The sequence below is a fragment of the Actinacidiphila sp. bgisy167 genome, from assembly GCF_965342175.1.
Classification (GTDB): Bacteria; Actinomycetota; Actinomycetes; order Streptomycetales; family Streptomycetaceae; genus Actinacidiphila.
The window spans coordinates 32,602-57,948 of record NZ_CBDRBL010000009.1 but is presented as its reverse complement, the minus strand read 5'-3'; the positions used below and the strand labels follow the sequence as shown (position 1 = coordinate 57,948).

At 74.2% G+C, this 25,347-nt stretch carries 21 protein-coding genes; 9 read left to right on the top strand and 12 right to left on the bottom strand.

The genetic code is table 11. From position 1 onward, the window contains the following. Nucleotides 1-28 precede the first annotated feature (28 nt). Both ACRWND_RS05705 and ACRWND_RS05700 read right to left on the bottom strand, forming a co-directional pair. Nucleotides 29-1,111, bottom strand: a complete 1,083-nt coding sequence (locus ACRWND_RS05705; protein ID WP_431946565.1) for a zinc-binding dehydrogenase — start codon at nt 1,109-1,111, stop codon at nt 29-31. Between the two features lie 62 nt (nt 1,112-1,173). Continuing rightward, nucleotides 1,174-2,568, bottom strand: coding sequence for an aldehyde dehydrogenase family protein (locus ACRWND_RS05700; RefSeq protein ID WP_431946563.1), 1,395 nt, complete (start codon nt 2,566-2,568; stop codon nt 1,174-1,176). 330 nt (nt 2,569-2,898) lie between these two features. Here ACRWND_RS05700 and hmgA point away from each other — a divergent pair, with 330 nt between their 5' ends. Genes hmgA through ACRWND_RS05685 form a run of 3 tightly spaced genes read left to right on the top strand, consistent with a single transcriptional unit; the run spans nt 2,899 to nt 6,195 of the window. After that, nucleotides 2,899-4,191, top strand: coding sequence for a homogentisate 1,2-dioxygenase (gene hmgA, locus ACRWND_RS05695; protein WP_431946690.1), 1,293 nt, complete (start codon nt 2,899-2,901; stop codon nt 4,189-4,191). Continuing rightward, nucleotides 4,188-4,949 (top strand): GntR family transcriptional regulator, encoded by a 762-nt coding sequence (locus tag ACRWND_RS05690; RefSeq protein WP_431946561.1) that lies wholly within the window; start codon nt 4,188-4,190, stop codon nt 4,947-4,949. Before hmgA ends, ACRWND_RS05690 begins: the two co-directional genes overlap by 4 nt. 13 nt (nt 4,950-4,962) lie before the next feature. Next, the gene (locus ACRWND_RS05685; RefSeq protein WP_431946559.1) at nt 4,963-6,195 is read left to right on the top strand and encodes a type ISP restriction/modification enzyme; all 1,233 of its coding nucleotides are present in this window, start codon (nt 4,963-4,965) and stop codon (nt 6,193-6,195) included. Nucleotides 6,196-6,328: 133 nt separating this feature from the next. Here the strand turns inward: ACRWND_RS05685 and ACRWND_RS05680 are convergent, their stop codons facing one another. Then, nucleotides 6,329-6,592 carry a hypothetical protein gene (locus tag ACRWND_RS05680; RefSeq protein WP_431946557.1) on the bottom strand — a complete coding sequence of 88 codons (264 nt, stop codon included), beginning with the start codon at nt 6,590-6,592 and terminating at the stop codon, nt 6,329-6,331. A gap of 486 nt (nt 6,593-7,078) precedes the next feature. Here ACRWND_RS05680 and ACRWND_RS05675 point away from each other — a divergent pair, with 486 nt between their 5' ends. Continuing rightward, complete coding sequence (locus tag ACRWND_RS05675) at nt 7,079-8,407, top strand: serine/threonine-protein kinase (RefSeq protein ID WP_431946555.1); 1,329 nt, start codon at nt 7,079-7,081, stop codon at nt 8,405-8,407. 190 nt (nt 8,408-8,597) lie between these two features. Here the strand turns inward: ACRWND_RS05675 and ACRWND_RS05670 are convergent, their stop codons facing one another. Then, nucleotides 8,598-9,389, bottom strand: a complete 792-nt coding sequence (locus ACRWND_RS05670) for an SGNH/GDSL hydrolase family protein (RefSeq protein ID WP_431946553.1) — start codon at nt 9,387-9,389, stop codon at nt 8,598-8,600. 349 nt (nt 9,390-9,738) lie between these two features. Here ACRWND_RS05670 and ACRWND_RS05665 point away from each other — a divergent pair, with 349 nt between their 5' ends. After that, entirely contained in the window at nt 9,739-10,914 is a 1,176-nt protein-coding gene (locus ACRWND_RS05665) for a DUF5925 domain-containing protein (RefSeq protein WP_431946551.1), read from the top strand. A gap of 227 nt (nt 10,915-11,141) precedes the next feature. Continuing rightward, nucleotides 11,142-11,495 carry a TrmH family RNA methyltransferase gene (locus ACRWND_RS05660; protein ID WP_431946549.1) on the top strand — a complete coding sequence of 118 codons (354 nt, stop codon included), beginning with the start codon at nt 11,142-11,144 and terminating at the stop codon, nt 11,493-11,495. On the opposite strand, the gene ACRWND_RS05655 is transcribed toward ACRWND_RS05660, so the two are convergent. The 3 genes from ACRWND_RS05655 to ACRWND_RS05645 form a co-directional block, all read right to left on the bottom strand. Beyond that, a complete protein-coding gene (locus ACRWND_RS05655) occupies nt 11,405-11,779 on the bottom strand; it encodes a GntR family transcriptional regulator (protein ID WP_431946547.1) in 375 nt (124 codons plus the stop codon). The two genes, ACRWND_RS05660 and ACRWND_RS05655, sit on opposite strands and share 91 nt — an antisense overlap. Continuing rightward, nucleotides 11,776-12,942, bottom strand: coding sequence for a methyltransferase domain-containing protein (locus tag ACRWND_RS05650; protein WP_431946545.1), 1,167 nt, complete (start codon nt 12,940-12,942; stop codon nt 11,776-11,778). The genes ACRWND_RS05655 and ACRWND_RS05650 overlap by 4 nt, the downstream gene beginning before the upstream one ends. Before the next feature lie 110 nt (nt 12,943-13,052). Further along, complete coding sequence (locus ACRWND_RS05645; protein WP_431946543.1) at nt 13,053-14,624, bottom strand: carboxyl transferase domain-containing protein; 1,572 nt, start codon at nt 14,622-14,624, stop codon at nt 13,053-13,055. A gap of 488 nt (nt 14,625-15,112) precedes the next feature. Between ACRWND_RS05645 and ACRWND_RS05640 the strand changes: the two genes are divergently transcribed. Further along, nucleotides 15,113-15,871, top strand: coding sequence for a DUF2637 domain-containing protein (locus ACRWND_RS05640; protein WP_431946541.1), 759 nt, complete (start codon nt 15,113-15,115; stop codon nt 15,869-15,871). Between the two features lie 166 nt (nt 15,872-16,037). Beyond that, on the top strand, nt 16,038-16,205 hold the full coding sequence (locus tag ACRWND_RS05635) for a hypothetical protein (RefSeq protein WP_431946539.1): 168 nt from the start codon (nt 16,038-16,040) through the stop codon (nt 16,203-16,205). Nucleotides 16,206-16,342: 137 nt separating this feature from the next. Here ACRWND_RS05635 and ACRWND_RS05630 read toward each other — a convergent pair whose 3' ends face one another. The 4 genes from ACRWND_RS05630 to ACRWND_RS05615 all read right to left on the bottom strand — a co-directional run bounded on the left by ACRWND_RS05630 (nt 16,343) and on the right by ACRWND_RS05615 (nt 23,365). Continuing rightward, entirely contained in the window at nt 16,343-17,317 is a 975-nt protein-coding gene (locus ACRWND_RS05630) for an esterase/lipase family protein (RefSeq protein WP_431946537.1), read from the bottom strand. 167 nt (nt 17,318-17,484) lie between these two features. After that, nucleotides 17,485-18,468, bottom strand: a complete 984-nt coding sequence (locus ACRWND_RS05625; RefSeq protein WP_431946535.1) for a DNA polymerase Y family protein — start codon at nt 18,466-18,468, stop codon at nt 17,485-17,487. Further along, a complete protein-coding gene (locus tag ACRWND_RS05620; protein ID WP_431946533.1) occupies nt 18,465-21,923 on the bottom strand; it encodes a DNA polymerase III subunit alpha in 3,459 nt (1,152 codons plus the stop codon). The genes ACRWND_RS05625 and ACRWND_RS05620 overlap by 4 nt, the downstream gene beginning before the upstream one ends. Before the next feature lie 224 nt (nt 21,924-22,147). Next, a complete protein-coding gene (locus ACRWND_RS05615) occupies nt 22,148-23,365 on the bottom strand; it encodes an amidase (RefSeq protein WP_431946531.1) in 1,218 nt (405 codons plus the stop codon). Between the two features lie 283 nt (nt 23,366-23,648). Between ACRWND_RS05615 and ACRWND_RS05610 the strand changes: the two genes are divergently transcribed. Further along, nucleotides 23,649-23,939, top strand: a complete 291-nt coding sequence (locus ACRWND_RS05610; protein WP_431946529.1) for a hypothetical protein — start codon at nt 23,649-23,651, stop codon at nt 23,937-23,939. A 353-nt stretch (nt 23,940-24,292) separates the two neighbouring features. On the opposite strand, the gene ACRWND_RS05605 is transcribed toward ACRWND_RS05610, so the two are convergent. Next, entirely contained in the window at nt 24,293-25,327 is a 1,035-nt protein-coding gene (locus ACRWND_RS05605) for an SPFH domain-containing protein (RefSeq protein WP_431946688.1), read from the bottom strand. Nucleotides 25,328-25,347: the final 20 nt, after the last annotated feature.

Sequence of the window (25,347 nt, the reverse complement as noted above, 5' to 3'; positions counted from 1 at the left end):
GTCGCACCCGCACACGGCAACCCGGCCGTCAGAAGACGACCAAGGCCCGCCCGCCCCTCCCCCGGAGCATCCCCTCGAACGCCCCCGGAATCCCCTCCAGCCCGATCCGCTCCGTCACCATCGCCGCCAGGTCGAGCCGCCCGGCCCGCACGTGCTCCGCCAGCACCGGCAGGTCCCGCGCCGGGTCGCTGTTGCCGTACACACAGCCGGACAGCGTCCGGCCGAAGTGGAAGATCTCCAGTGCGGAGAAGGAGACCAGGTCCTCCTTGCGGCCGATTCCCACCACCGTCGTGCGGCCGCCGCGTCGCGTCGAGGACCAGGCGGACCGGATCGTCTCCGCGCGCCCCACGCACTCGGTGGCGACGTCCGCGCCGTGCCCCCCGGTCAGCGCGCGGATCCGCTTCGCGACGTCCTCGCTCGCGGTGAGGAACTCCGTGGCGCCCGCCGCCCGTGCCAGGGCCTCCTTCTCCGGGGAGACGTCCACGGCCACGACGGTGCCCGCACCGGCGATGCGGGCGGACTGGAGGACGGCGAGGCCGACGCCCCCGACGCCGAAGACGGCGACGGACTCGCCGGGGCGCACCGCCGCGCTGTGGTGGACCGCCCCGTAACCGGTGAGCACCGCACACCCCAGGAGCGCGGCCTCCGTCAACGGCACCCCGTCGGGCAGCGGCAGCACCGCGCCCGCCGCGACCACGGTCTCCTCGGCGAAGGCGGCCGTCCCGAGCCCCGGGTAGAGCTCGGCCCCGCCGTACGCGAGCTTGGCGTAGGGCACCCCCGCCGCCGCGCCCGCGCCGGCGCACAGCCACGGCTCGCCGAGTCCGCAGTAGTGGCAGGCGCCGCAGGAAGGCGCCCAGTTGAGGACGACGCGGTCACCGGGGGCCACGTCCGTGACGCCTTCACCCACACTGACGACCGTGCCGGCGCCTTCGTGGCCGAGGACGGCGGGCACGGGCTGCCTGAGCGTCCCGTTGGACAGGGACAGGTCGGAGTGGCACACCCCCGCGGCGGCGAGCCTGACCCGCACCTGACCCGGCCCGGGTTCCGGGAGGTCGATCTCGGCGAGGGTGAGGGGCGCGTTGACGGCGGGCAGTACGGCGGCGCGGACCACGGTGTTCTCTCCTGCGCTCGGGGCTGTCGGAAGCATCAGGTTGCCAGATCCGGGAAAACCGGTCAGAACTGGAGGGACTTGGTCTGGAGGTACTCGCTGAGGCCGTGCGGGCCGAGCTCGCGGCCGAAGCCGGAGCGCTTGTACCCGCCGAACGGCGCCAGCGGGTTGAAGCGTCCGCCGTTGATGTCGACCTGGCCGGTGTCCATGCGCCGGGCGAAGGCGACGGCGGTGGCGTCGTCGGCCGCCCAGACGGCCCCCGCGAGGCCGTAGACGGTGCCGTTGGCGATGCGGAGCGCGTCCTCCTCGTCCTCGTACGCCAGGATCGACAGCACGGGGCCGAAGATCTCCTCCTGCGCGATCGCCATCTCGGGTGTCACATCGGCGAAGACGGTGGGGCTGACCCAGTAGCCCGGCGCACGCGGCGCGTCGGTGCCGCCGGCGACGAGGCGGGCGCCCTCCTCGATCCCCTTGGCGATGTAGCCGCGGACGCGTTCGTGCTGCCTGGCGTTGACGACGGGTCCGATGCGCTCGCCGGGAGCGTACTTGGCGGCGGCCGTCGCCGCGAGGGCAACCGCCTCCTCGTACTGGTCGCGGTGGACGAGCATGCGGGTCCAGGCGCTGCAGGTCTGCCCTGTGTTGGACATGACGTTGGCGACGCCCACGCCCACCGCCTTCGCCAGGTCCGAGCCAGGGAGGATGACGTTGGCGGACTTCCCGCCGAGCTCCAGGGCGACCCGCTTGACGGCGGCGCCCGCGGTCGCGGCGATCTGCCGGCCGACGGCGGTGGAACCCGTGAAGGAGACCAGGTCGACGTCCTCGTGGGCGGCCAGCGCCTGCCCGGCGACCGGGCCGAAACCGGTGACGAGGTTGAAGACGCCCGCGGGCACACCCGCTTCGTGGACGGCCTCGGCGAAGAGCTGGGCGACCAGCGGGGTGTCCTCGGCGGGCTTGAGGACGACCGTGCAGCCGGCGGCGAGCGCGGGGGCGACCTTGGCGACGATCTGGTGAAGCGGGTAGTTCCAGGGGGTGATCGCGCCGACCACGCCGACGGGCTCGTGGAGGACGGTGGAGTTGCCGATCCGCTCCTCGAAGGAGTGGGTGGCGGCGAGTTCGGCGTACGAGCCGGCCACCACGACGGGAAGCCCCGCGTGGACGTTCTGACTGAACGGCAGCGGGGCGCCCAGCTCGGCGGTGACGGTCTCGGCGATCTCCTCGCGGCGGGCGGCGAGGACGTCGCGCAGCGCGGCGAGCCGGGCGGCGCGCTCGGCGGGCGGGGTGGCAGCCCAGCCTCGGAGGGCCGCACGCGCGGCGCGGACGGCGGCGTCGACGTCCTCGGCGGTGCCGGCCGGCACTCTGGCGAACACGCGCTCGTCGGCGGGGTCGACGACGTCGATCGTCCCCGTACCGGCGGCGGGCCGCCAGTCGCCGTCGATGTACATCCCGTCGTGCGGCTTCATCCCTCGTCCCTCCGGGTGGACCTGCCCTGGCCCGCCCAAACTAGCGCCGATAGTTTTCCTTTTCCAGGGCGGCGCCCGAACCGTCGGGAGTCCTCCGACGGGATCGCCGCTGCCGCACCGCAGGGCGGGGTGCCCGCAGGCGACCGTCGCCGTCATGGGCGCGAGGTGCGGCACAGGTTCTCCACAGGCCCCCGCGATCCCTTGCGGTCGCGATTCCTATGGACAACCATAGGAATCGTGACCAGCACAGAGATCGCCAGCACAGAGACCTCCGGCACACGGACCCCCGGCGCACAGACCCCCGGCACACGGACCCCCGGCACCGGGATCATGAACGGCCAGGTCCTCACCTACCTCCCCGGCTTCGGCAACGAGCACATGAGCGAGGCGGTCCCCGGTGCGGTTCCGGTGGGCCGGAACTCACCACAGCGCGCCCCGCTCGGGCTGTACGCGGAGCAGCTCAGCGGCACCGCCTTCACCGAGCCGCGGCATCACAACCGCCGCTCGTGGCTGTACCGCATCCGGCCGTCGGCGGCGCATCCGCCGTTCCGCCGCATCCCCAACGGGCGGCTGCGCAGCGCGCCCTTCACGGCCGAGCCCGATCCCAACCGGCTGCGGTGGAGCCCGCTGCCGCTGCCGCAGGAGCCGGCCGACTTCATCGAGGGCCTGGTCACCGTCGGCGGCAACGGCGATGTGCTGCGGCGCGAGGGCATCGGCATCCACTGGTACGCGGCCAATCGCTCCATGGACAGCCGGGTGTTCTCCTCCTCCGACGGCGAGCTGCTGATCGTGCCGGAGCGCGGGCGGCTGCTGCTCCGCACCGAGATGGGGGTCCTGGCAGCCGGTCCCGGCCATGTCGCGCTGATCCCGCGCGGGGTGCGCTTCCGGGTCGAACTGCCGGACGGCGAGGCGCGCGGCTACGTCTGCGAGAACTACGGCCAGCACTTCCGGCTGCCCGATCTGGGGCCGATCGGCGCCAACGGCCTGGCCAACGCGCGGGACTTCATGGCGCCGGTGGCGGCGTACGAGGACCGGGAGGAGCCGGTGGAGGTGGTGAACAAGTTCGGCGGCAACCTCTGGGCCGCCGAGTACGGCCACTCCCCCCTCGATGTCGTCGGCTGGCACGGCAACCTGGCGCCGTACGTGTACGACCTGCGGCGCTTCAATGTGCTGGGCAGCGTGAGCTACGACCACCCGGACCCGTCGATCTACACGGTGCTGACCTCTCCCTCCGACACCCCGGGCCTGGCCAACGCCGACTTCGTGGTCTTCGCGCCGCGCTGGCTGGTCGGCGAGGACACCTTCCGCCCGCCGTACTTCCACCGGAACGTGATGAGCGAGTTCATGGGGCTCATCGAGGGCGCGTACGACGCCAAGGCGGAGGGCTTCGTCCCCGGCGGGGCCTCGCTGCACAACATGATGTCGGCGCACGGCCCGGACCGGACGACCTTCGACAGGGCGAGCGCAGCCGAACTGGTCCCGCAGAAAGTGGACGACGGGCTGGCCTTCATGTTCGAGACGCGCTGGCCGGTCGTGGCGACGGCGGAGGCGCTGGCGGCGGAGCACCTGCAGCGGGACTACGACGGTGTGTGGCGGGGGCTTGAGCGACACTTCAGAGCATGACGACGAGCCCGAGCCGCGCCTTCGCCCCCGACTCGCTGGTGCTGAACCGCAAGCTCCCGCTGTGGTACCAGGTCTCGCAGTCCCTGCGTGCCTCGATACTCGGCCGCCGGCCTGACGATCCGCTGCGACTGCCGACCGAGGACGCGCTCGCGGGCCACTACGGCGTCAGCGTGCTCACGATGCGCCAGGCCCTGCGGGAGCTGGAGGAGGAGGGGCTGATCAGCCGCCACCGGCGACGCGGCACGTTCATCGAACCCGCCGCGCTGCGCGGCGCGCCGGTGCGGCTGCTCGGCTCGGTCGACGCGATCGTCGCCCAGCAGTCGGGAGAGCGCACCAGCGTGCTCAGCCACGGTCCGTCGCCCGTGCCGCCGGAGTTCGCCGAGTACTTCCCGGGGCTCGCGGACACCGTCGCCTACCGCCGGCTGCGCTGCGACGAGTCGGGGGAGCCGACCAACTGGGCGGAGAACTTCGTCCTGCCGGAACTCGCCGCACGGATCGACCTGGCGGACCTGGCACGCTGGCCGATGACGAAGGTGCTCCGGGACGCCCTCGGGGTGCGGATCAGCCGCATCACCGACACCGTCGAGGCGCGGCTGGCCGACCCGGACACCGCCCGGCTGCTGCAGGTGCCCCTGCTCAGCCCGATCCTGCACTACACGGGGGTGACCTATGACGACACCGGCCGAGTGGTCGACGTGGTGCGCATCCACTACCGGGGCGACCGCTTCTCCTTCACCGTGACCATGGAGGCGCCCTGAGTGCCTCAGTAGCATGCTCACGGTGAGCCATGAAGCACCCATGCTGGCCGACCTGATGCCGTGGTCCGTCCCGCCCCTGCGCATGGGGCGGAGCTGGGTCATGGCTCCCGAGGCGGCGACTCTCACCGCCCGCTGGGACCGGTTGGTGACGGCGCGGGGCGCCGAGCGCGAAGTGCTGTTCCGCCCGACCCGGGCGCGCACCCCGCGCACCGCCGTCGCCCAGTTGCCGGGCCACCCGGCGCCCACCACGCGGCTGGAACGGGAGGACGGCCCGTGCGCGGACCCGGTGCGGGTGCTGCACGGCCCGTACGACCTGCAGTGGCTCATCCCCGACCACCGCCTCATCGACGCCGCCCGCCCCGAGTTGTGGCGGGTCGCCGACCGGGACCGGCAGGTGTACGCGGTGGAGATCGCGCGGCTGCCGCAGCTCCCGGGGCCGCCGCTGGCGTTCTCCGCGCTGCTCCCCGACGGCCACTCCCCCGCCGGGCGGCCGGGCCGGATCCGGCCGCTCTTCCGCCGCCCGGGCGGACGCGACCCGAACCTGGCACCGGGCCTGCTCGACCGCCTCGCCGAGCGGCTGGCCACCCCGGTCACCGCGGAGGACGTGCTCGCCTGGATCGCCGCCCTGGCCACGGGCTCGCCCGTCGAGGTCCCGCTGACCGCCGATCCGGCGCTGTGGGCGGAGGGGGTCGCGCTGGGCCGCCGTGTGCTGTGGCTGCACACCCGGGGCGCGCGCTACGCCGATCCGGCGCAGGACCGCCCCGCCGGGCATCCCCGCTTGCCGGGCGGTCGGCGCCCCTACGTCCGCGCGGCGCTGCCGGAGGTGCCGCGGGAGGCGCCTTCGTACGACCCGGGGGCCGAGGCGCTGATGCTGGGGAGCGGGCGGGTGGCGCCGCTGCCGGAGGCGGCCTGGGAGTTCCATGCCGCGGGGACGCGGGTGCTGGGGGCCTGGTTCGAACGGCGGATCCCCGCCGGGGCGGCCGACGGCCTGGACGCGATCGCGCCCGGCGCCTGGCCGCGGGCGAGGACGACCGAACTGCTGGAGATGATCAGTGTGCTGGCGCTGCTGGCGGAACTGCGGCCGTCACGTCGCGCGCTGGCCGCCCGGGTCGCGGACGGACCGCGGATCGGCGTCGCCGAACTGCGCGCCGCGCGCGTCCTTCCGGTGCCGGAGACGGCGCGCCGTCCGGCCTCCGTGCTGGACCATCACGAGGAAGGGCCGGACGGGCAGTTCGCCCTGCTGTGACCACAAGTCGATATGCCACAGGCCCGGACGGAGCACACCGACGCGCCGCATGACACGGCGCGGTGCCGGGACGGTGTGCTGCGCCCGAGCCTGTCCACTGAAGGAGCTCCGGAAAACGCCGGGAACTCTGAGATCAGTGGCGGCTGCCGAAGAGCGAACGGCGCAGCCGCCGCAGCGGGGCGAACAACGACACGCGCGCCCCGCGGTTGGCGTTCGCGCGCACATGGTCGCGCGCGGTCAGCTCGCGCATGAGCAGCGTGGCCTCCTCCGCCTCCCGCTGCGGCACGGCAGGGCCGGCCAGCACCGAGAGATGGCGGTCGAGACGCGCGCTGGTCGCGCTGCTCCCACACGTGATGGCAGGCACTCGCGGCCTGCTCCGCATTGCTATCTGATCCATGACACTCCCCACCCGTTCGAGGGCACCCGGCACCGGGCAGGGTAACCCTATCGTCCTGCGGCGTCACCTATGCATCCGCGCTCCCGGATTCACCTGTCCGTCAAGGGGGTTGACGAGATGCGGCTGATTCTCAGCGCTCACAGGGGGAGTTGAGCCACGGGATCCATGATCGGCTCCGCTGATCCGCCAGTCGGCTCAACCGTCACGGTGACGGTGTACGAAGGCGCCCCCGTCCCTCGGTCGCTCACGCACGGGCGCGCCGCGCGCCGCCGCGTCAGCGCCCGCGCCGACGCCGGGTGGCCCCCAGCACGCGGACGAGCGGCAGGGCACCGCGCGGCGCGGCGGGCGCCCCCGGCACCACCGCCGGTCCACTGACGCGCACACCGGCGCCGGCGACGACCGGTTGAGGGAGCTTTCCGCCGAAAGGGTCCGTTCGGCCCGAAGTTCGGTCATGCTGGACTCGGGCGGAGCGAAGGGGGCACGCCGATGACACGGCTCGTGGCGGGACGCTACCGGCTGATCAGCGAGCTGGGACGGGGCGGTATGGGCGTGGTGTGGCTGGCCCGCGACGAGCTGCTCCACCGCGAGGTGGCCATCAAGGAGGTCAAGGCGCCGGCGGGCCTGGAGGACAGCGAGATCGAGCGTCTGTACGCCCGGCTGCAGCAGGAGGGGATCGCCGCCGCCCGCGTCGAACACCCCAACGTCATCAAGGTGTACGACGTGGCCATGGCCGAGGGCAGTCCCTGGATCGTCATGGAGCTCGTGCGGGGCGTGGCGCTCGCCGACGTCCTCGACGCCGAGGGCCCCGTCGACCCGAGGCGCGCCGCGGGCATCGGCGGCAAGGTGCTGCGGGCACTGCGCGCCGGCCATGCCGCAGGGGTGCTGCACCGCGATGTGAAGCCGGGGAACGTGCTCATCGGCAACGACGGCCGCGTCGTGCTCACCGACTTCGGCATCGCCGTGATCGAGGGCACCTCGGCGATCACCCGCACCGGCGAACTGGTGGGCTCGCCCGAGTACCTGGCCCCCGAGCGGGCGCTGGGCCGCCGCCCGGGACCGGAGTCGGATCTGTGGTCGCTCGGCGTGCTGCTGTACGTGGCGGTGGAGGGCGGCTCCCCGTTCCGGCCGCGCCGCACGGCGGTGGCGGTGGGCGTGCTCGTCCTCGCACTGGGCCTCGGGGGCCTGGCCTACGCCCTGTTCGATGACGAGCCGGTCGGCCGTCCCGGTCGCGGGACCAGTGCCGGGGACACCCCCGGCGGGGGGCGATCCCCGTCCGCCGCGGACACGCAAGAGGACGACGGCGGCGACGCGGACGCCGCCGGTCACGAGACGACGGCCGGCAGCGGTTCACCGCCCTCCCCGCCCACCTCGGCGCCGCCCACCACACCCGTCCCGGTGAACGTCCACGTCACGGTGTCGGCCGTACGCGACAGCTACATCGGGAGCTGTCCACCGCCCCCGGAGCAGGCGCCGTCCTTCTCGGCGGTCGTCACGGTGGACCGCACTCCGGCGACGGTCACCTACCGCTGGACGTCGAACGCCGGCGGTTCCGGCGAGGACCGGCGGACCCTCGGCTTCGCCGAGGGGGGCCCGAAGAGCCGCACGATCCACTCCACGGAGGCGGCCTACGAGCCGGACGGCACTGTCGAGGGCTGGGTCGCGGTAGCTGTGCTGAGCCCGGTGAAGACGGAGTCCGGGCACGTCCCCTTCACGGTCACGTGCCGGGCTCCGAGCCCGTCGCCGAGCGGTTCCACCGAAACGGCGCCGACCTCTGAAGCCGACGCCCTGGAACCCACCGAGCAGCCGACGCCGTGAAACCGACCGAGCAGTCGGCGTCCCGAAACCCGCGTCCTGGGCCGCTTCCCGAAGTTCGGCCACGAAGCCGCCCTCCCGCGACCCGTCGCGCCCACCCCAGGACCGCCCGGCACGGAGGAGGGGTGCCGGGTGATGCCGGCACCCCTGGTCTCACGCCGTGCGGGTGCCGGGCGCGGCCGTCCCGCGTGCGTCACGCGGCCGAGGTGAACACCGGCAGGTAGCCGCCCGACTGCCCGGAGGCGGTGGGGTGGTACGACTCGTAGACAGGCAGGGTGAGGCTGTGCAGCCACGCCGAGCCGGAGCAGAGCTCGTGCCCGGTGAAGGTTCCCCGGACGTCGCCGAAGGCGAAGCCGTGATCGGCGGCGCGCTTGGCGGTGACGGTGTCGAGGAGGTCGGCCGCGTCGTTGATGGCCTTGCGCTTGGTCTCGCTGAGGCCGATGCAGGTCGTGCCCAGCTTGTAGAAGCGCGGGTAGCCGAGGACGACGACACGGGCTGAGGGGGCCCGGGAGCTGATGGCGTTGTAGACGGAGTCGAGGCGTGCGGGCAGCTGGTTGTTGGCGAAGTCCTTGGCCTGGTTGACACGGCTGAGGCAGGTGCTGTCCGAACTGAGGACGCAGGTGGTCATCACGTCGACAAAGCCGGCGTCGTTGCCTCCGATGCTGATGCTGACCAGGGCGGTCGAGGAGTTGAGCGGACCGAGTTGGTTGTTGAGCACGTCGGTCGTGGTCGCTCCGGAACACGCGGTGAAGGAGAACGCGGACGGGCTGTGCGCGTTGGCCCACAGTCGGGGGAACGCCTTGGTGCTGCGGTAGCAGCTGCCGCTCGAGCTGTCGTAGCTTCCGGCCCCGACTCCGGCGGAGTACGAGTCGCCCAGGGCCACGTAGACGGGACCGGCGGCCTGGGCGGTGCCGGCGCCGAACAGGGCGAGTACGGCGGTGAGGAGGAGTGTGGATGCGGCTGACACGGAACGGGACAGTCTCATGGAACCTCCCTCGGCAGGCTCTCTGCCGCGTCTTTCGTACCGCGCGGTAACCCGTTCGGGAAGTGTCCATGCCAAAAATTGTTCGCACGGTCCATTGCCGGGTCCGCAGGCAGCAGCATCTTGACGGCCGCTCAGACATCCTGCAGCCGACCGCTGAACAGCGTTTCTCCCGGACCTTTCCGCGGTGGCCCGGCTCGAACGCCGCAGCCTCCGGACCGCGCTGACACCGCCGCACGCACCCGGCGCCTCCCTCCCGCCAGGCCGGCCGGGCGCTCCGGCAACCGCATCGGCCATCGCACCCGGCGCGCGAACCGGCGTGCCTCCACCGGGCGTTCGAGGATCGCCGGGAATGGCCCCGCCCCGCAAAAACCCGGTGCGACGGGCAGCCCCGTGCCGGATCATGTGCGGCATGCCCGACGCAACGCCCCCGCATCGCGCCCTGTCCATCCGTCTCGGCATGAACGACGACGACTCGCCGTCCGACGCCATCGACGCCCTGTTCCTCAGCCGCTTCGTCACCGGCGAGCAGCCCCACTCGTGCGGCACGTCCCTGGACCGGGTCACGTCGGGGCACTCACTCGTCCCACGGGGCGGGTCGGTGCTGCGCTCCGCACGGGACAAGGACCGCGGCGCGACCCTGGCCGAGGGCGACGGCTGGACGATCCTCGTCTCGCGCTGGCACCGACGGGCCGACGTGACGGTGACGGCGGTCAGCGAGGAACTGGCGCGGCGTGTCCTCGCCGAGGCCGTCGAGGGCGCCGAGGACCAGCCGGAGCCGCAACCCGACGACGTGGCCATGGGTTTCTGGTACGTCGCCCCGCGCCGCGGGCCGCACCGCATCACCCGGCAGATCAGCGCCGCCCCCTGGGACGACGTGCGGGGCAACTACACGGCACCCGTGGCCGAGGCCATGGACGGGTTGATGAAGCTCGGCGCCGACGACGTCAGTGGCCGGTTGCTGCTCCTGCACGGCCCGCCGGGGACCGGCAAGACTTCCGTGCTGCGCACGCTGGCCCGCTCCTGGCGCGACTGGTGCCAGGTGGACTGCGTCCTCGACCCCGAGGTGCTCTTCAACGACGTCGGATACCTGATGGAGATCGCCATCGGCGAGGATGACGCCGAAGGGCCGGGCCGCTGGCGGTTGCTGCTCCTGGAGGACTGCGACGAACTCATCCGCGGCCAGGCCAAGCACCAGACCGGCCAGGCCCTGTCGCGGCTGCTCAACCTCACCGACGGCCTGCTCGGCCAGGGCCGCAACGTCCTGGTCGGCATCACCACCAACGAGGACCTTGAGCGACTGCACCCGGCAGTGGTCCGGCCCGGCCGCTGCCTGGCCCGTATAGAGGTGGGCCCGCTGACCCGCGCCGAGGCGACCGGCTGGCTCGGCACGTCCGAGGGGATCGGCCGGGACGGCGCCACGCTCGCGGAGCTGTACGCGCTGCGCCGCGCCGCCGCGTCCTCCGGCGGCGCCGCACTCCCCCACCAGACGGCCCCGGCCTCCGCCCCCGGAGGCCTCTACCTCTGACGGACGGCCCCCGGGGCCGTCCGCGGTCGCACGGCTGCTGGGACCATCTGTACGCGGCGCCGCTGTGGCCGCTGCACAGCGCCGATCTGAGGACGCTGCTGCGCACGTGCGACGCGGTCGGCGCGTGCCTGGTCGTCCCGCGCTTCCCTGGTGCCGCAGGCGCTCGGCCACGGCAACACCCTGCGGCGGCCGGTCTGCGTCCACTGGACCGTTGATCCCCTGGGCTGTTGCAGCGGCGGCGCGACCGCGGGGCGCACGTCTTCGGGCTCGAACTCGCCGACGAGGCCGTACGGCCGGCCGATCTGCCGGCAGCGCGGCGCACCACGGTCGTCGTGCTGGGGCACGAGCAGCACGGGATCCCGCCGGAGGCGCTGGACCTGCTCGACCTCGCCGTCGGGATCCCCACGGTGGGCACGGGCGCCGGCCTCGATATCGCGGCCGCCGGCTCGCCGGCGCTCTGCAAACCGGCCGACCGCTGTAGCGGCGCGGGCTACCCCTCGTACGCGGCGCGCAGCGCCTCCCGCACGGCGCTCTCCGCGGCGGCCCGGTCCAGTCCGAGGCGCCGGGCGCGCTGGGCGTAGGCGGACGCGGCCGCGGCCGCTTCCCGGGCGGCGGCGTCGCCCGCGGCCGCGACGAAGGTGCCGTTGCGGCCGCGGGTCTCGATCACACCGTCCGCCTCCAGGGCACGATAGGCCTTGGCCACGGTGTTCGCCGCCAGGCCGAGTTCGTCGGCGAGGCCGCGGACGGTCGGCAGCCGGTACCCGACCGGGAGGGCGCCGGAACGGGCCTGGTCCGCGATCTGCTCGCGCACCTGCTCGTAGGGCGCGGTGTCCACGCCCGGCCTGACGGTGATCTTGAGGCTCACGGTGTGTCGTCCTCCCGGCGGGACGGTTCGGCGTATTTTGTCGCGGCCATTGTGCTGCACGCGCCGTCCGCGAGGACGACGGCACGGTCCGGCCCCGCGGGATCGTGGGCGATGGCGTCGCCCGGATCGTGCAGATGCAGCACGAAACGCTCACCCGCACGGTATGCCTCCAGGCCTGCCCTGCAGTAGGCCACCATGTCGTCCGGCAGCGCGTGCAGCGGGAACCAGCCGAGCTCCGAGCACTTGTCGGGCTCGCGGTTGACCGGTTCGTGGGCGCCGCCGTCCGCCACGAAGAACCATCCGATGCGCTCGCGTCCGCCGGGCGCGCGGTGCTGCATGACGAGGGCGACCGAGACCTCCTCGGGGCGCAGCACGACACCCACCTCTTCGCGGGCCTCGCGGATCAGCGCCGTCAGGACGTCCTCACCGTCCTCGACATGGCCGGAGGGGGCGTGCAGCAGGCCGTCGGCATATCCGGTGTCGACGCGGCGGCCGAGCAGGACCTCGTCGCCGCGGCGGAGTACCAGGTGGACGTCGACGATCTCCGTGTGCCTGCGGGGCGGGCCGCTCCGCACGACCGCCACGTAGCGCTCGTCGTGGACCGGGCGGCCCCACAGCGCGGTGTCGTGCGCGAGCTGCTCGACCTCGGTGTGCTCGGCGAAGGGCCGCACCATGGCGGCCAGTTCGGCGGCGCGGATGCCCACCGGCTCGGCCTCCCCCCAGCGGCCCTCGACCAGCACCAGGCGCCCGCCGCGGCGCAGCAGCCCCGTCCAGCGACGCAGCACCGCCACGGGATCGGGCAGCGCCCACAGCAGGTGCCGGACGAGAACGACGTCGAACCGGCCCTCCGCGACGGGCGGTTCTGCCGCGTCCCCGAGCAGGACGCGGGCCTCGGTGCCGGCCAGCTTCGCCCGGGCCAGCGCGGCCATGCGCGGTGAGCGGTCGACGGCGGTCACCCGGTGGCCCTGCTCGGCGGCGAGCCGCGCGAGGCTGCCCGTACCGCAGCCGAGGTCGAGCACGTCCGCCGGGACCGCGGGCAGCCACTCGCGCAGCCGCGCCGCCCATGCCTCCCGCACCGCGGGCTCCCGCAAACCGTGGTCCGGCTCCTCGTCGAAGCGGTCCGCCATGCTGTCCCAGTACGCGTCTGTGCTCGAGCTCCCCATCCCGCGATCCTGCCACGCGCCACCGACAACGCCCGGCGGACGCCGGAGCCGAGGGGCCTCGGGGCGTCGGGACGCCGGGGCACGGCTTTGGCCCGCGAAGGGACGGGGCGTCAGCTCAGGCCCAGATTGCGGTAGCGGGTGCGGCGGGCGGCGAGGCGGACGGCACGGGGCCAGGTGCGCAGGGACGCGAGTTCGGCGCCCAGGACCGCGCCGAGGCGGGCGAGGAACGCCTCCGGCTCGTCCGCCGCGTCCGGCGTCTCCTCCACCACGCGGTCGACGATCCCGCGCGCGGCCAGGTCGGCCGACCGCGCACCCTGGCGGCCGGCCACTTCGTACGCCCGTTCCGTCGTCCGGTACAGGATCGCGGAGGCCCCCTCGGGCGGCAGCGGGGAGAGCCAGGCGTGCCGTGCCGCCACCACCCGGTCCGCGGGCAGCAGCGCGAGCGCGCCCCCGCCGGCGCCCTGCCCGAGCAGCAGGCACAGCGTGGGCGTGGGCACGGCCATCAGATCGGCGAGGGAGCGGGCGATCTCGCCCGCCAGGCCGCCCTCCTCGGCCTCCCGGGAGAGCGCGGCGCCCGCCGTGTCGACGACGGACAGCAGGGGCAGGTCCAGTTCCGCCGCGATGCCCATGCCGCGCCGGGCGACCCGCAGGCCGGCCGGGCCGAGCGCGGGCGGGCGGCCGTCGCCGGTCTCGCGCCGGTCGTGGCCGAGGACGACGCAGGGCGTGCCGCCGATGCGGGCGAGCGCGAGCAGGAGTCCGGGGTCCCGCTCCCCCGCACCGGTGCCGCTGAGCGGGGTCACGTCTCGGGCGGCCACCGCCAGCAGGGCCCGCAGGCCGGGCCGCTCGGGGCGCCGTGAGCGCCGGATGGACTCCTCGGCCGAGGGGACGGCGCGGGGTACGGCGGCGGCCTCGGGCTCGGTTCCGGGCTCCGGACCGGTTCCGGGCTCCGGCCCCGGCTCGGTGCGGGAGCCCCGCGCGCCCGTCGTGTCGCCGCACAGCACCCCGAGGACGCGTGCCACCGCGGCTGCGAGCTCCCCGGAGGGCAGGACCGCGTCGACGATGCCGTGGGCCAGCAGGTTCTCCGCGACCTGGACGCCGGGCGGGAACTGCTCTCCGTACAGGGCCTCGTGGACGCGCGGTCCGAGGAAACCGATGAGCGCGCCGGGTTCGGCGACGGTGACGTGCCCGAGCGAGCCCCAGGACGCGAAGACCCCGCCCGTGGTCGGATGCCGCAGGTACACCAGGTAGGGCAGGGCCGCGGCCTTGTGGTCGGCGATGGCTGCCGCGACCTTGACCATCTGCAGGAACGCGACGGTGCCCTCCTGCATCCGCGTCCCGCCCGAGGCCGGCGCGGCCAGCAGCGGCAGCCGCTCGCGGGTGGCCCGTTCGACGGCCCGTACGAGGCGTTCGCCCGCGGCGACGCCGATCGAGCCGCCGAGGAAGCCGAACTCGCCCGCCACGACGGCGACCCGGCGGCCGCGGATCCGGCCCGCACCGGTGACGACCGACTCGTCGAGACCGGTGCGCTCCCGTGCCCGGGCGAGGTCGGCGCGGTAGCCGGGATCGTCGAGATACCCGGGCAGAGCGGTCACGGGCTCGTCCCAGCCGCGCCAGGTGCCGGGGTGGACGACGGCGTCGAGGAGATCGAGGGCGGCCGCGCGCCGGGGCGTCGGTTCGGTCATGGCACCCACCCTAGGATGCCCGCGGCGACCCGCCGCCGGGGGCCGCCGCCTCACAGAACGCGGGGCGGTGTCACTCGTACGGCGCAACTCCATCACGGGTCGAGGGTCGTTGTGGGAATGTGGTCACAGTCGATCCCCAGAACGTGCCGTGTGCGCCGTCCGGGAGTGCGGTCCCCCGGACGCCGCCGGCGCCCGTCCGCCGCAGCCATCCGTACCGCCCGGCACAAGCCCTCCCCCTCGGGGAATGGATGCTCGTCCCGGGAACGGCGGGGCTCTTCGGCCGGAGTTGCGACGCCTACATCGAGCGTGGCGAGGAGCACGTTCCACTTGTGTACTGCTCTTCGGAACTGGAGCAGTTCGCCAACGAGATGGCCGGGATCGAGGGGGATTTCACCCGCCGCTGCTCCGGAGCCGATCCGGATGCGCGGTATTAGGGCGTGCATTCCCCGTACCCGCCGCCCGCGCCCGGCCCCGACAGGAATCTCTTCATGCCGCCTTTGCAGGACCGTTTCCGTTTCGAGAACGACGTGCCGTACGAGGACCACCACCTCAACGGCCACGCCATCTTCCGTCCCCGCCAGACCACGGACGACACTTCGGGGAACGGCGTGTTCTCCGCCCCGGACTACGACGTCCTGAACGGGGCGTGGACGTCCGAGGAGGAGCTGGCCCAGCTCCTGGAATCGCCTCTGCCGGAGGACGTGGACGAGGACGAGGACGACGACGTCTTCGCCGCGCCCTCCCCGCAGTCCGCGACCCACGAGCTGCCGCTCACCCGGCACCGGCACCGCAGGATCCGCCGGGCGGCGCTGCGCCAGAAGGTGAGCCGTACCCAGACGCTCAGCTTCGTCGTGGCGGCCGTCACCGCCACCATCGTGGCCATGGTGAGCGTGCTCGGCGGGATGGTCGCCCACGACCCGCTGCGCCACATCGCGTCCCCCGACGGGGCGTCGAAGCTGGCGAACTGGTGGCCGCTGCTCGTCTACGGCCCCTGGATGGTGGCCTCGTTGTCGATCCTGCGGGCCGCGCTCCACCAGCGCCGCGCCCCGCACTCCTGGGCGGTCGTCCTGCTCTTCTCCGCCTTCGCGATCCTGTTCTGCGTCGCCTCCGCCCCCCGGACGATCACCGACTGGACCGTCGCGAGCCTCCCGGCCATCGCCGCGCTGTCCTGCTTCCACCAGCTCGTGCGGCAGATCACCCTCACCCACCCCCCGCGGCGCACCTCCCGCAGCCGGCACGCCTCCTGAGGGGCGGGCACGGCGGACACCGCCCGCGATCCGCATCATTGGCGTGTCCATTGCGATGGTGTGAGGACGCCGGTGATCCAGTCGGGCAACGAGCCTTTCCTGGAGGGGACTGAACAAGCCCAGGGGCGCCTCGGTCGCCGCGGCCGTGGCCGCGACGCTCACCGGAATGCCGGCGCTCGCCGCCCCGGCGAACGCGAGCGCGCCCTGCAAGGCGTACGCGACGAGCGCGGCCTGCAAGACGGCCGGCCAGAACGTCGTCAACTCCGGCCAGGACTGCCAGTGCACGTGCACATGGGACAGCCCGGGCCACCTCCTGACGCTCTGGCTCGGCTGACGGCCCCGCCGGGACCGGGAACAGCAGCACCCGCGCCGCCTCGCCGACGACGGCGGGTGCACCGCCGCCGTCACCCGGTGCGCCGGTGCTGCTGCCCGCCCCCGCAGCCGCCGGGCGGCGGGGGCCGATGCGGACCGTCAGCTGAAGGCGTCCCCGCAGTCGGTCGCCTCGGCGTGCGCCGGGTCGAGGGCGTTGGCCGTCTCATGGAACACGATGCGGTCGGCCAGCCCGACGAGGACGTGCTCGGACAGGTCGAGCGGGCACAGGTCCTGCAGCACCACGTTGCGGACACCGGGGCCGGACAGGAACTGCGAGGTGTACGGCGTGACCACCTCGTCGTACCTGGTCGCGATCACCGTGTAGCGGATGCCTGGGAGGGTGTCCCCGCCGGCGTTCAGCCGGGTGAGGAAGGCCGATCCCGCCATCTGGTCGGTCAGTGCCTGCGGGGTGAGGTGCTCGATGGCCTCGGCCGCCCCGGGGAAGTAGGGCAGCAGCCTGAGCAGCCCGCCGAGGTCCGTCCCGTGGTTGCTGGGCGCCAGGCCGACGAGCGCGTTCACCTTCGGGGCGCCGCCCAGGAAGTTGATGTAGTGGCGCGGCATCACGCCGCCCTGGGAGTGCCCGACGATGTCGACCTTGGCCGCGCCGGTGGCCGCGAGCACCCGGTCGACGTGGTCGGCGAGCTGCCCGGCGGACGCGGCGATGGAGCCGAGCCCGTGGAAGAGGGGCACACCGGGCAGTTGGCCGTAGTCGAGGGAGTAGACGCAGTAGCCCCGCTTGACCAGGTAGGGCGCGAGGCCGAGCCAGTTGTCGACGGAGTTGCCGAAGGTCCCGTGGACGAGGACGACGGGCCGCGGGTGGGCGGCGGACGGCTTGCACGACCAGTTGTTCCACCCGCTGCTCGCGGCGGCGGTGACGGAGCCCGCGGAGGTGGCGTGGCCGGCCGCGCTGGCGGGGGGCGCGTCCGCCGCCGTGGTGGCCCTGGTGTCGTAGGCGGGCGCCTTCGCCAGCGCCGCCGGGGCGGTGTCCGCCAGGACGGGGGCGGTGATGAGGGCGGCGGTGAGAGTCAGCGCGGAGAGGAGCCGGAGCGCTGATCGCGGTCTGATGGGCGGCATCGAGCGATCTCCTCGCAGGTGGAAGGACTGGCTCCCGTGCGGCCTGTGATCCGGATCACCGGAGTGCTGAGCCTCCGTCAAATCTACGGAGGAGTAACAAGCCGTGCCAGCTACCTGCGGGTAAAAGAATCGCCGCAACGGTTGCGCGCCGGTGCCGCGACGAGGCGTCAGGCGGCGCCCGACAGCGTCGCGGGCATCAGCGCCCGCGGGCCGAAGCGGGCCCGCGCCCGGTCCGCGACCGCCTCGATCCGGCGCGCCTTCTCGTCCCCCGGATCCAGGCTGAGCTGCAGCGGCGCGAGAGCGGCGTCCGTCAGCCCCTCCGCGCGCAGCGCGAGTGCGCGCACCCGTGCCCGCTGCAGCCCCAGCCCCTCGTAGAGCCGGTACGCGGCCTCGGCGAGGACGGTGCCGTGGCCGCTCGGCTCGGGCAGCGCGCGGGTGCGGATGGTCGTGGAGCGGTCGGCATAGCGGACGGTGAGGGTCAGTGAGCCGGCGACCCTGCCCGACGCGCGCAGGGTGGAGCCCAGTTCCTCGGTGAGCGACAGCAGGGCGCGGCGGTGCCGCACCGGGTCCAGCTCGTCGTGGCCGAAGCGGCGTTCGGCGCCGGCCGAGCGGGCGGGGGCGTTCGGCACGACCGGGGTCGGGTCGATGCCGCGGGCCCGCTCGTGCGTCCTGCGACCCGCCGCGGCGCCCAGGATCCGCTGCAGGGTGCTCAGGGGCGCGGCCGCGACCCGGCCCACGGTGTCCAGGCCGTACGTGCCCAACTGCCGCGCCGTCGCCGGGCCCACCCCGTGCAGTGCCGCCACCGGGCGCTCGGCGAGGAAGGCCGCCGCGGCCGCGGGGTCGGTGGGCGCGACGCGCACCGCGCCCTCCGGTCCGTCCTGCGCCGCCATCCGGGCGAGCAGCGGGTTCGGGCCGACGCCGATCGTGCAGTCCACGCCGTGGAGCGCGAGCAGCCGCACCCGCAGCAGCGTGGCCAGTTCCGCGGCGTCGCGCCCGAAGTAGCGCAGCGCCCCGCGGACGTCGGCGAGCGCGGCGTCGGGCGGCAGTGCCTGGACGACGGGGGTGAGGTCGCCGAGCAGCGCGAGAAGCCGCTCGTACGCCGCCTCGCCGGCGTGGACATGCACGTACAGCACCTGCAGGTCGTCCGTCATCGTCCCGCGCTCCCCGGGCTGGAGTGCCACAGCTTGCGGCCGGTCGGGGCGCCCTCGCCCGCGGGCCGCAGATCGGCCCAGGGGTGCATCTCGTAAACGGTGGGCATGCGGACCCGGCGGCCCTCGGGCGGGGGCCCGGGGCGGCCTGCGGGTTCGCCCGGGGTCTCCGCCAGTCGTGCCGCGACCGCCTCCAGGCCGCCCTGCCTGCGCAGTTCGACCAGTTCGGCCAGGTTCCAGGCGGCGGCGCCGACGACGGACAGGCTCTGCGGTCCCCGGCGCTGGACCACCCCGCGGACCAGCAGCAGCCAGGAGTGGAAGACGGTGTGGGCGCAGGCCTCGTGGCTGTCGTCGAAGAAGGCGAGGTCGACCAGGCCGGTGCCGTCGTCGAGGGTGGTGAAGACGACCCGGCGCCCGGAGCGGACGGGCGGGGTCTGGGTGGCCGCCTTGGCCCCGGCGACCAGCACGGTCTCGCCGTGCCGCACCTCGCGCAGCCGGTTCGCCGGGATCGCGCCCAGCTCTTCCAGGAAGGCGAGGTGGTCGTCCATCAGATGGCGGGAGGCGTCCATGCCGAGGACGCCGAGTTCGGCGCCGAGCCGTTCGCCGTCGTCCATGTCGGGCAGGCCGATCGGCGCGAACGCCGGCTCGTCCGCCCCTCCGGTCAGGGTGAGCTGGCCGTCGTACGCCGACGCCCGGCCCTGCCGGTGCAGTTCCGCGACCTGGAGCAGCATGTCGCGGCGGTTGCCCCCGAAGGAGTCCAGCGCGCCGACCTGGACCAGGCGTTCGGCGGCGGCGCGGCCTGGGCGGGCGCGCTCCCACAGGTCCTGGAGGGAGGCGTAGGGCGCTCCGGCGGTGATCCGGGCGACCTCGGCCTCGCTGATGCCGTGCACCTCGCAGAGCGCGAGCCGCAGCCCCCACAGCTCCTCGCCACTCTCCTCACCGGACACCAGTTCGATTCGATAGGCCGCGCCCGACCGGTTGACGTCCAACGGCAGCACCGGCACCCCGCGCCGGCGGGCGTCCGCGAGCAGCAGCCGCTTGGGGTACATCCCGGGGTCGTGGGTGAGCACCCCGGCGTAGAAGGCCGCCGGGTGGTGCGCCTTGAGCCAGGCGGACTGGTAGGTCGGCACGGCGAAGGCGACGGCGTGCGCCTTGCAGAAGCCGTACGCGCCGAAGGCCGAGACGATCTCCCAGGTGTGCCGGATGACCTCGCGGGAGTAGCCGCGCTCCCGGGCCGCCTCCGCGAACCAGGCCCGCAAGCGCCCCTGCCGTGCCTCGTCCGACAGCGCGCGCCGGGCCTCGTCGGCGAACCCCCGGTCGCAGCCGGTCATGACGCACATGATGCCGATGAGCTGCTCGTGGAAGACGACCACCCCGTGGGTCTCGCGCAGCACGGGCTCCAGGTCGGGGTGCGGGTAGTGGACGGGCCTGCGGCCGTGCCGGGCCTCGATGAAGGGCCGCACCATGTCGGCGGCGACCGGCCCGGGACGGAAGAGGGAGATGTCCACGACCAGGTCGTGGAAGGTGGCCGGCTGCAGTCGCCCCACCAGGTCGCGCTGGCCGGGGGACTCGATCTGGAAGCAGCCCAGCGTCTCGGCGGAGCGGACCAGTTCGTACGTGGCGGGGTCGCCCTGCGGGATGCGGTCCAGGTCGATCCGGCCGCCGCCGGTCCGTTCCACCTCGTCCAGGGTGTGCGCCATCGCGGACTGCATGCGCACCCCGAGCACGTCGAGCTTGAGCAGCCCGAGGTCCTCGACGTCGTCCTTGTCGAACTGCGACATGGGGAAGCCCTCGCCGCTGGTCGGCACGACCGGGGTGCGGTCCAGCAGCCCGGCGTCCGACAGCAGCACCCCGCAGGGATGCATGGCGACCCCGCGGGGCAGCGCGTCCAGCGCCTCGACCAGCTCCCACAGCCGGCCGTGGTCCTCCCCCGCCACCTGCCGCAGCTCGGGCAGTTCGGCGAGCGCGGCCCGCGCGTCGCGGGCCCGGATGTGCGGGAAGGCCTTGGCCAGCCGGTCGGTCTCCTCCGGGTCCATCCCGAGGGCGGCGCCCACGTCGCGCACCGCGTGCCGGACGCGGTAGGTCTCGGGCATGGCGACGGTGGCGACTCTATCGCCGCCGAAGCGGTCCAGGATGCGCCGGTAGACCTCCAGCCGGCGGGCGGACTCCACGTCGATGTCGATGTCGGGCAGGGAGACGCGCCGGCCGGACAGGAAGCGTTCCATGAGCAGGTCGTGCTCGACGGGGTCGGCGGCGGCGATGCCCAGCAGGTGGTTGACGAGCGAGCCGGCGCCCGAACCGCGCGCGGCGACCCTGATGCCCATCCCCCGTACGTCGGCGACCACCTGGCCGACGGTGAGGAAGTACGACGCGAAGCCGAGTCGCTCGATGATCCGCAGTTCGTGGTCGAGCCGCGCCCAGTACTCCGGGTCCCGGTCGTGGCCCTCCCGGACCATCCCGGCGGCGCAGCGCGCACGCAGTACGCGGTCGGCGCTGCGGGCGCCGGCGCCGACGACCTCCGGCTCGGGGAAGTGCACCTGCCCGAGCCCCAGGTCCTCCTCCGGGTCGACGGCGCAGCCCGCGGCGGTCTCCTCGGTGGCCCGCAGCAGCCGGCGGGCGTCGCCGCGGGTGAACCCGGCCGCCTCCATGACCCGCTCGGCGGTGCGCGCCATGTCCCCGGAGTCCTTCAGCCAGCGCTCGCCGCTGTCCAGGCTCCCCGCGTCGCGTACGTCGACGGGCACCAGGCGGCGCGCCGAGTCCAGGACGTCGGCCACCTCCCCCTGGCCGGGGTCGGCGTAGCGGACGGCGTTGGTCAGCACCGGAACGACGCCCTGCTCGACGGCGAAGCCGACGGTGCGGGCGGCGAGCCGCAGCGAGCCGTGCCCGGTGCCGGTGCGGCCGTGGTGCACGGCCTCCAGACGCAGCGCGTCCCCGTACACCTCGCGCCAGGGGCGCAGCAGCCCGGCGGCCCGGTCGGGGCGTCCGGCCGCCAGCGCGCGGCCGACCTCGGAGTCCGCGCCGAGCAGCACGTACAGCCCCTCCCGGCCCAGGTCCCGCCAACCGATGCCGCCGTCGGCGTGGGCGGCGCTGACCAGCCGGCACAGCGCACCCCAGCCGCGGCGGTCCCGGGCGAGGAACACCGCCCGGTCGGTCGCCTCCGGCACGAAGGCGCCGCCGCGCACCGGGGTGCGGCGGCGGGGCTGCGGGCCGGCCTGCGGGCCGGTGCCCTCCCCCGCGTACGCCGCGGGCACCGCCAGGGAGACACCGAACAGCGGCCGCACCCCGGCCCGCGCACACGCCTTGGCGAAGCGCACCACCCCGGCCACCGTGTCCCGGTCGGTCAGCGCCAGCGCGTCCATCCCGCGTTCGGCGGCGCGCTCGGCGAGCTGCTCGGGGTGCGAGGCCCCGTACCGCAGCGAGAAACCCGAGACGGTGTGCAGGTGTGTGAATCCCGCCATGCGCACCTCCGACCGCCCGCTTCTCCCCCCTTCTCGAACCCTCTGCCTTCCACCATAGACCACTTATCGAACGCGTGTACGAAACCCGCCTCGGGTCGGCTCCCCAGCGACCCCGAGCGGGCCCGGACGGGAGCGCGCCGCGCACATCCCCGAGGTCATCACGCACAACCCGAGGTCACCGCCGCCGCACCCCACGACGCCGCTCCCGGGCACGGACCCCGCCCTCACCCCGGCATGACGACGGGAGCGAGCCCGGCCGCCCACCGCAGCAGCTCCTCGTCCTCACCGGGGCGCCCCACGACCTGCAGTCCGAGCGGCAGACCGTTCGCCGCGGACCCGGCGGGCAGGCTCACCGCGGGGAAGCCGGCGTTGCTCCACGGCAGGCACATCACCGCGTCGCCGGTGCCCGCCAGCCCGAAAGGTGCGGGGCCGGTGGCGGACGGCGCCAGCCAGAGGTCGACCGCCCCCATGGCCGCCAGCAGCCGCTCGCGGAAGACCCGGCGCTCGCCCACGGCCCGCTCGTAGTCGTCGCGGCCGATGGCGTGGCCCTCGCGGATGGCGGCGACGGTCTGCTCCCGGTAGAGGTGGCCGTACCGGGGGAACCAGTCGGCGTGCGTACGGGCGACCTCGAAGCGGTTCATGACGTACAACTGCCGGACGACCGCCGCGAAGTCGGGCATCAGCGGCACCTCGCGCACCGTCCAGCCCGCCGACTCCAGCCGCTTGACCTGCGCCGCGAAGGCTTCCCGGGCCTCCTGCCCCGCCCGGTCCAGATACGGGCCGACCGGGACGCCGAGCACCGGCGGGCCCTCGCCGGCCGGCTGCTCCCGCCAGTCGTCGCACAGGACACGGGCGCCCCGCGCCGCCGTCGCGACGTCCGCGGCGAGCACCCCGACCGTGTCGAAGCTCGGTGCGTTGGCGATCACCCCGTCCACCGGAACGCGCCCGAAGGTCGGCTTGAAGCCCACCACCCCGCAATAGGCCGCGGGCCGGATCACCGAGCCGACGGTCTGCGTCCCGACCGCCAGCGGCACCAGTCCCGCCGCCACCGCCGCAGCCGAGCCGCTGCTCGAACCCCCGGGGGTGTGGGCGGTGTTGCGCGGGTTGCGGGTGGGGCCCGGAGCGGTCACCGCGAACTCGGCCGTCACCGTCTTCCCCGCGACCAGCGCCCCGGCTCCCCGCAGCCGGTCCACCAGCGACGCCTGCGGTCCGGCCAGCGCCTCCGGCGGCACCGCGGACCCGGCCCTGGTCTCCATCCCGTCGATCCGGACGATGTCCTTGACGCCCACCATCACCGCGGACAGCGCCCCCGGCGGCGCCGCGGCCGCCTCGGCCAGCTCTGCCGCCAACCGGCCCCTCCGGTCCGGCTCTCGCACGAACGCCTTGATCCGGGCGTCGAGCCGGTCGATGCGGTCGCACGTTCGTGTCACCAGATCCGTCACGGCGGACACGCTACGCCGGACCGCCCCTCTGCACCCCGGACACGGCGTCATCGCCCCGACCCGCGGGTCCCGGTGGCGCCGGGCGGGCGGCCGGGCCGCGAGGGAGGCAGGGCAACGCACCCTCCAGGACGGCCCAAACACCGCACGGGTGCGAGATGTGTCACCTCCGGGCGCCCCATCGATGCTCCTCCGTCCCATGCGTCGACCCGCGTCACGCGAAGCGCCACCCCGGTGCTGCCGAGAAGTTGCGTCGGCAAGGGGACGGCACGGTTTACTGAACGCCATGACGGCGACCGACACCCTCTCCAAGCCCGTGACGCACCGCGGACGGCCGCGCATGGTGAGCCTCCTGCGCCGCCTCGCGGACTCGGGTCTGGTGGAACCGCCGTACGGCGCACGGCCCCCGCAGCACCCGGGGGACGAGGAAGCCGAGGTCTGGGACGACTTCCGGCACCGGCTGGCGGCCCTGCTGGTCGGCCTGCACGAGGAGGCCAAGGCGCCGCGCCCGGCGCACCGGACGGCGCACGTCGGCGCGACGGTCATGGCCTTCCCCCTGCAGCGCCGGTTCCGCTGATCTACGCGAGCCCGGCCCCCAGGGCCCTGCGCTCCGGACCCCGAGCACCGCGCCCGGCTGCCCCGGCGCCAATGCGTTCGCCCCGCAACGTGGTTGTGTGGAATCCACCCGCTGTGGGGCGGTTCCGCCCTCCCCCAGTGGCGGGAACAGGACAGGGCGCCCACCGGGCGACGGTGGCGCCGGGCCCGGCCGGCGGTCGCGGCGGGGCACCGCTTCGTCCAGGTCTACGCGACCCCGGACAGCGCCCCCATCCTGCGGCTGGGCCTGCGGCCGGTGGCGGCGGCCGTGCCGTACGTCTGGCGACCGGACGGGCCGCAGGCGGAGGACGGACTCAGCTGGCGGGTGGGGCGGACTCAGCTGACGTCGGTGGGCCGCTGCGGCCCGAGGGTGTCCAGCAGCGGGTCCGCGGCGAGGTTCCCGCGCACCTCGGCGGGAAGCTCCTCGGCGGTCCCGGTCGTCCCGACCGTCCCGACCGTCCCGGCGGTCCCGGTCGGCGGCGTGCCGGAGTCGGACGGGCCGGGCTCCGGCGCTGCGGACTCGTACGAGTCGGCGGTGCCCCGAGGAGCAGGCGTGGATGCGGGACCGGCCGCCACACCGGGTCCGGCCGGGGGCCGCTGTTCGACGACCGCGGGGTAGGCGTTCTGGGCCCGCTCGAGGAAGCGCAGCAGCTCCACCGGGAAGGGAAGCACGAGCGTGGAGTTCTTCTCCGCGGCGACGGCGACGACGGTCTGCAGCAGGCGCAACTGGAGTGCGGCAGGGGTGTCGCTCATGACTGCCGCGGCGTCGGCGAGCTTCTTGGACGCCTGGAACTCGGCGTCCGCGTTGATGATGCGCGCCCGGCGCTCGCGCTCGGACTCGGCCTGGCGGGCCATCGAGCGCTTCATGGCCTCCGGCAGCGACACGTCCTTGATCTCGACACGGTCGATCTGCACGCCCCAGCCGATGGCCGGGCTGTCGATCATCAGCTCCAGGCCCTGGTTGAGCTTCTCGCGGTTGGAGAGCAGGTCGTCCAGGTCGCTCTTGCCGATGATCGACCTCAGCGAGGTCTGGGCCATCTGCGAGACGGCGAACCGGTAGTCCTCGACGTTGATGATCGCGTCGGCGGCGTTGACGACCTTGAAGTAGACCACCGCGTCCACCCGGACCGTGACGTTGTCGCGGGTGATGCCCTCCTGGGCGGGCACCGGCATCGTCACGATCTGCAGGTTCACCTTCCGCATCCGGTCGACGACCGGCACGATCATGGTGAATCCCGGGGGCCGTACGCCGCCCCTCACCCGGCCGAGCCGGAACACCACGCCCCGCTCGAACTGCTGCACCACGCGGGCTCCTGCCAGAAAGTACAACGCTCCTGCCGAGAGCACACCGGCTATCAACTCGACGACCATCACAGCCCCCGGGTGTCTGG

Excerpts from the sequence above, each read along its gene's own strand:
- ACRWND_RS05625 (WP_431946535.1), bottom strand. The coding sequence starts at position 18,468 with ATGACGGACGACCTGCAGGTGCTGTACGTGCATGTCCACGCCGGCGAG.
- ACRWND_RS05670 (WP_431946553.1), bottom strand. The coding sequence starts at position 9,389 with ATGAGACTGTCCCGTTCCGTGTCAGCCGCATCCACACTCCTCCTCACC.
- ACRWND_RS05605 (WP_431946688.1), bottom strand. The coding sequence starts at position 25,327 with ATGGTCGTCGAGTTGATAGCCGGTGTGCTCTCGGCAGGAGCGTTGTAC.
- ACRWND_RS05640 (WP_431946541.1), top strand. The coding sequence starts at position 15,113 with ATGCCGCCTTTGCAGGACCGTTTCCGTTTCGAGAACGACGTGCCGTAC.
- ACRWND_RS05690 (WP_431946561.1), top strand. The coding sequence starts at position 4,188 with ATGACGACGAGCCCGAGCCGCGCCTTCGCCCCCGACTCGCTGGTGCTG.
- ACRWND_RS05680 (WP_431946557.1), bottom strand. The coding sequence starts at position 6,592 with ATGGATCAGATAGCAATGCGGAGCAGGCCGCGAGTGCCTGCCATCACG.
- ACRWND_RS05620 (WP_431946533.1), bottom strand. The coding sequence starts at position 21,923 with ATGGCGGGATTCACACACCTGCACACCGTCTCGGGTTTCTCGCTGCGG.
- ACRWND_RS05610 (WP_431946529.1), top strand. The coding sequence starts at position 23,649 with ATGACGGCGACCGACACCCTCTCCAAGCCCGTGACGCACCGCGGACGG.
- hmgA (WP_431946690.1), top strand. The coding sequence starts at position 2,899 with ATGAACGGCCAGGTCCTCACCTACCTCCCCGGCTTCGGCAACGAGCAC.
- ACRWND_RS05700 (WP_431946563.1), bottom strand. The coding sequence starts at position 2,568 with ATGAAGCCGCACGACGGGATGTACATCGACGGCGACTGGCGGCCCGCC.
- ACRWND_RS05665 (WP_431946551.1), top strand. The coding sequence starts at position 9,739 with ATGGCCCCGCCCCGCAAAAACCCGGTGCGACGGGCAGCCCCGTGCCGG.
- ACRWND_RS05630 (WP_431946537.1), bottom strand. The coding sequence starts at position 17,317 with ATGCCGCCCATCAGACCGCGATCAGCGCTCCGGCTCCTCTCCGCGCTG.
- ACRWND_RS05635 (WP_431946539.1), top strand. The coding sequence starts at position 16,038 with ATGCCGGCGCTCGCCGCCCCGGCGAACGCGAGCGCGCCCTGCAAGGCG.
- ACRWND_RS05685 (WP_431946559.1), top strand. The coding sequence starts at position 4,963 with ATGCTCACGGTGAGCCATGAAGCACCCATGCTGGCCGACCTGATGCCG.
- ACRWND_RS05675 (WP_431946555.1), top strand. The coding sequence starts at position 7,079 with ATGACACGGCTCGTGGCGGGACGCTACCGGCTGATCAGCGAGCTGGGA.
- ACRWND_RS05645 (WP_431946543.1), bottom strand. The coding sequence starts at position 14,624 with ATGACCGAACCGACGCCCCGGCGCGCGGCCGCCCTCGATCTCCTCGAC.
- ACRWND_RS05650 (WP_431946545.1), bottom strand. The coding sequence starts at position 12,942 with ATGGGGAGCTCGAGCACAGACGCGTACTGGGACAGCATGGCGGACCGC.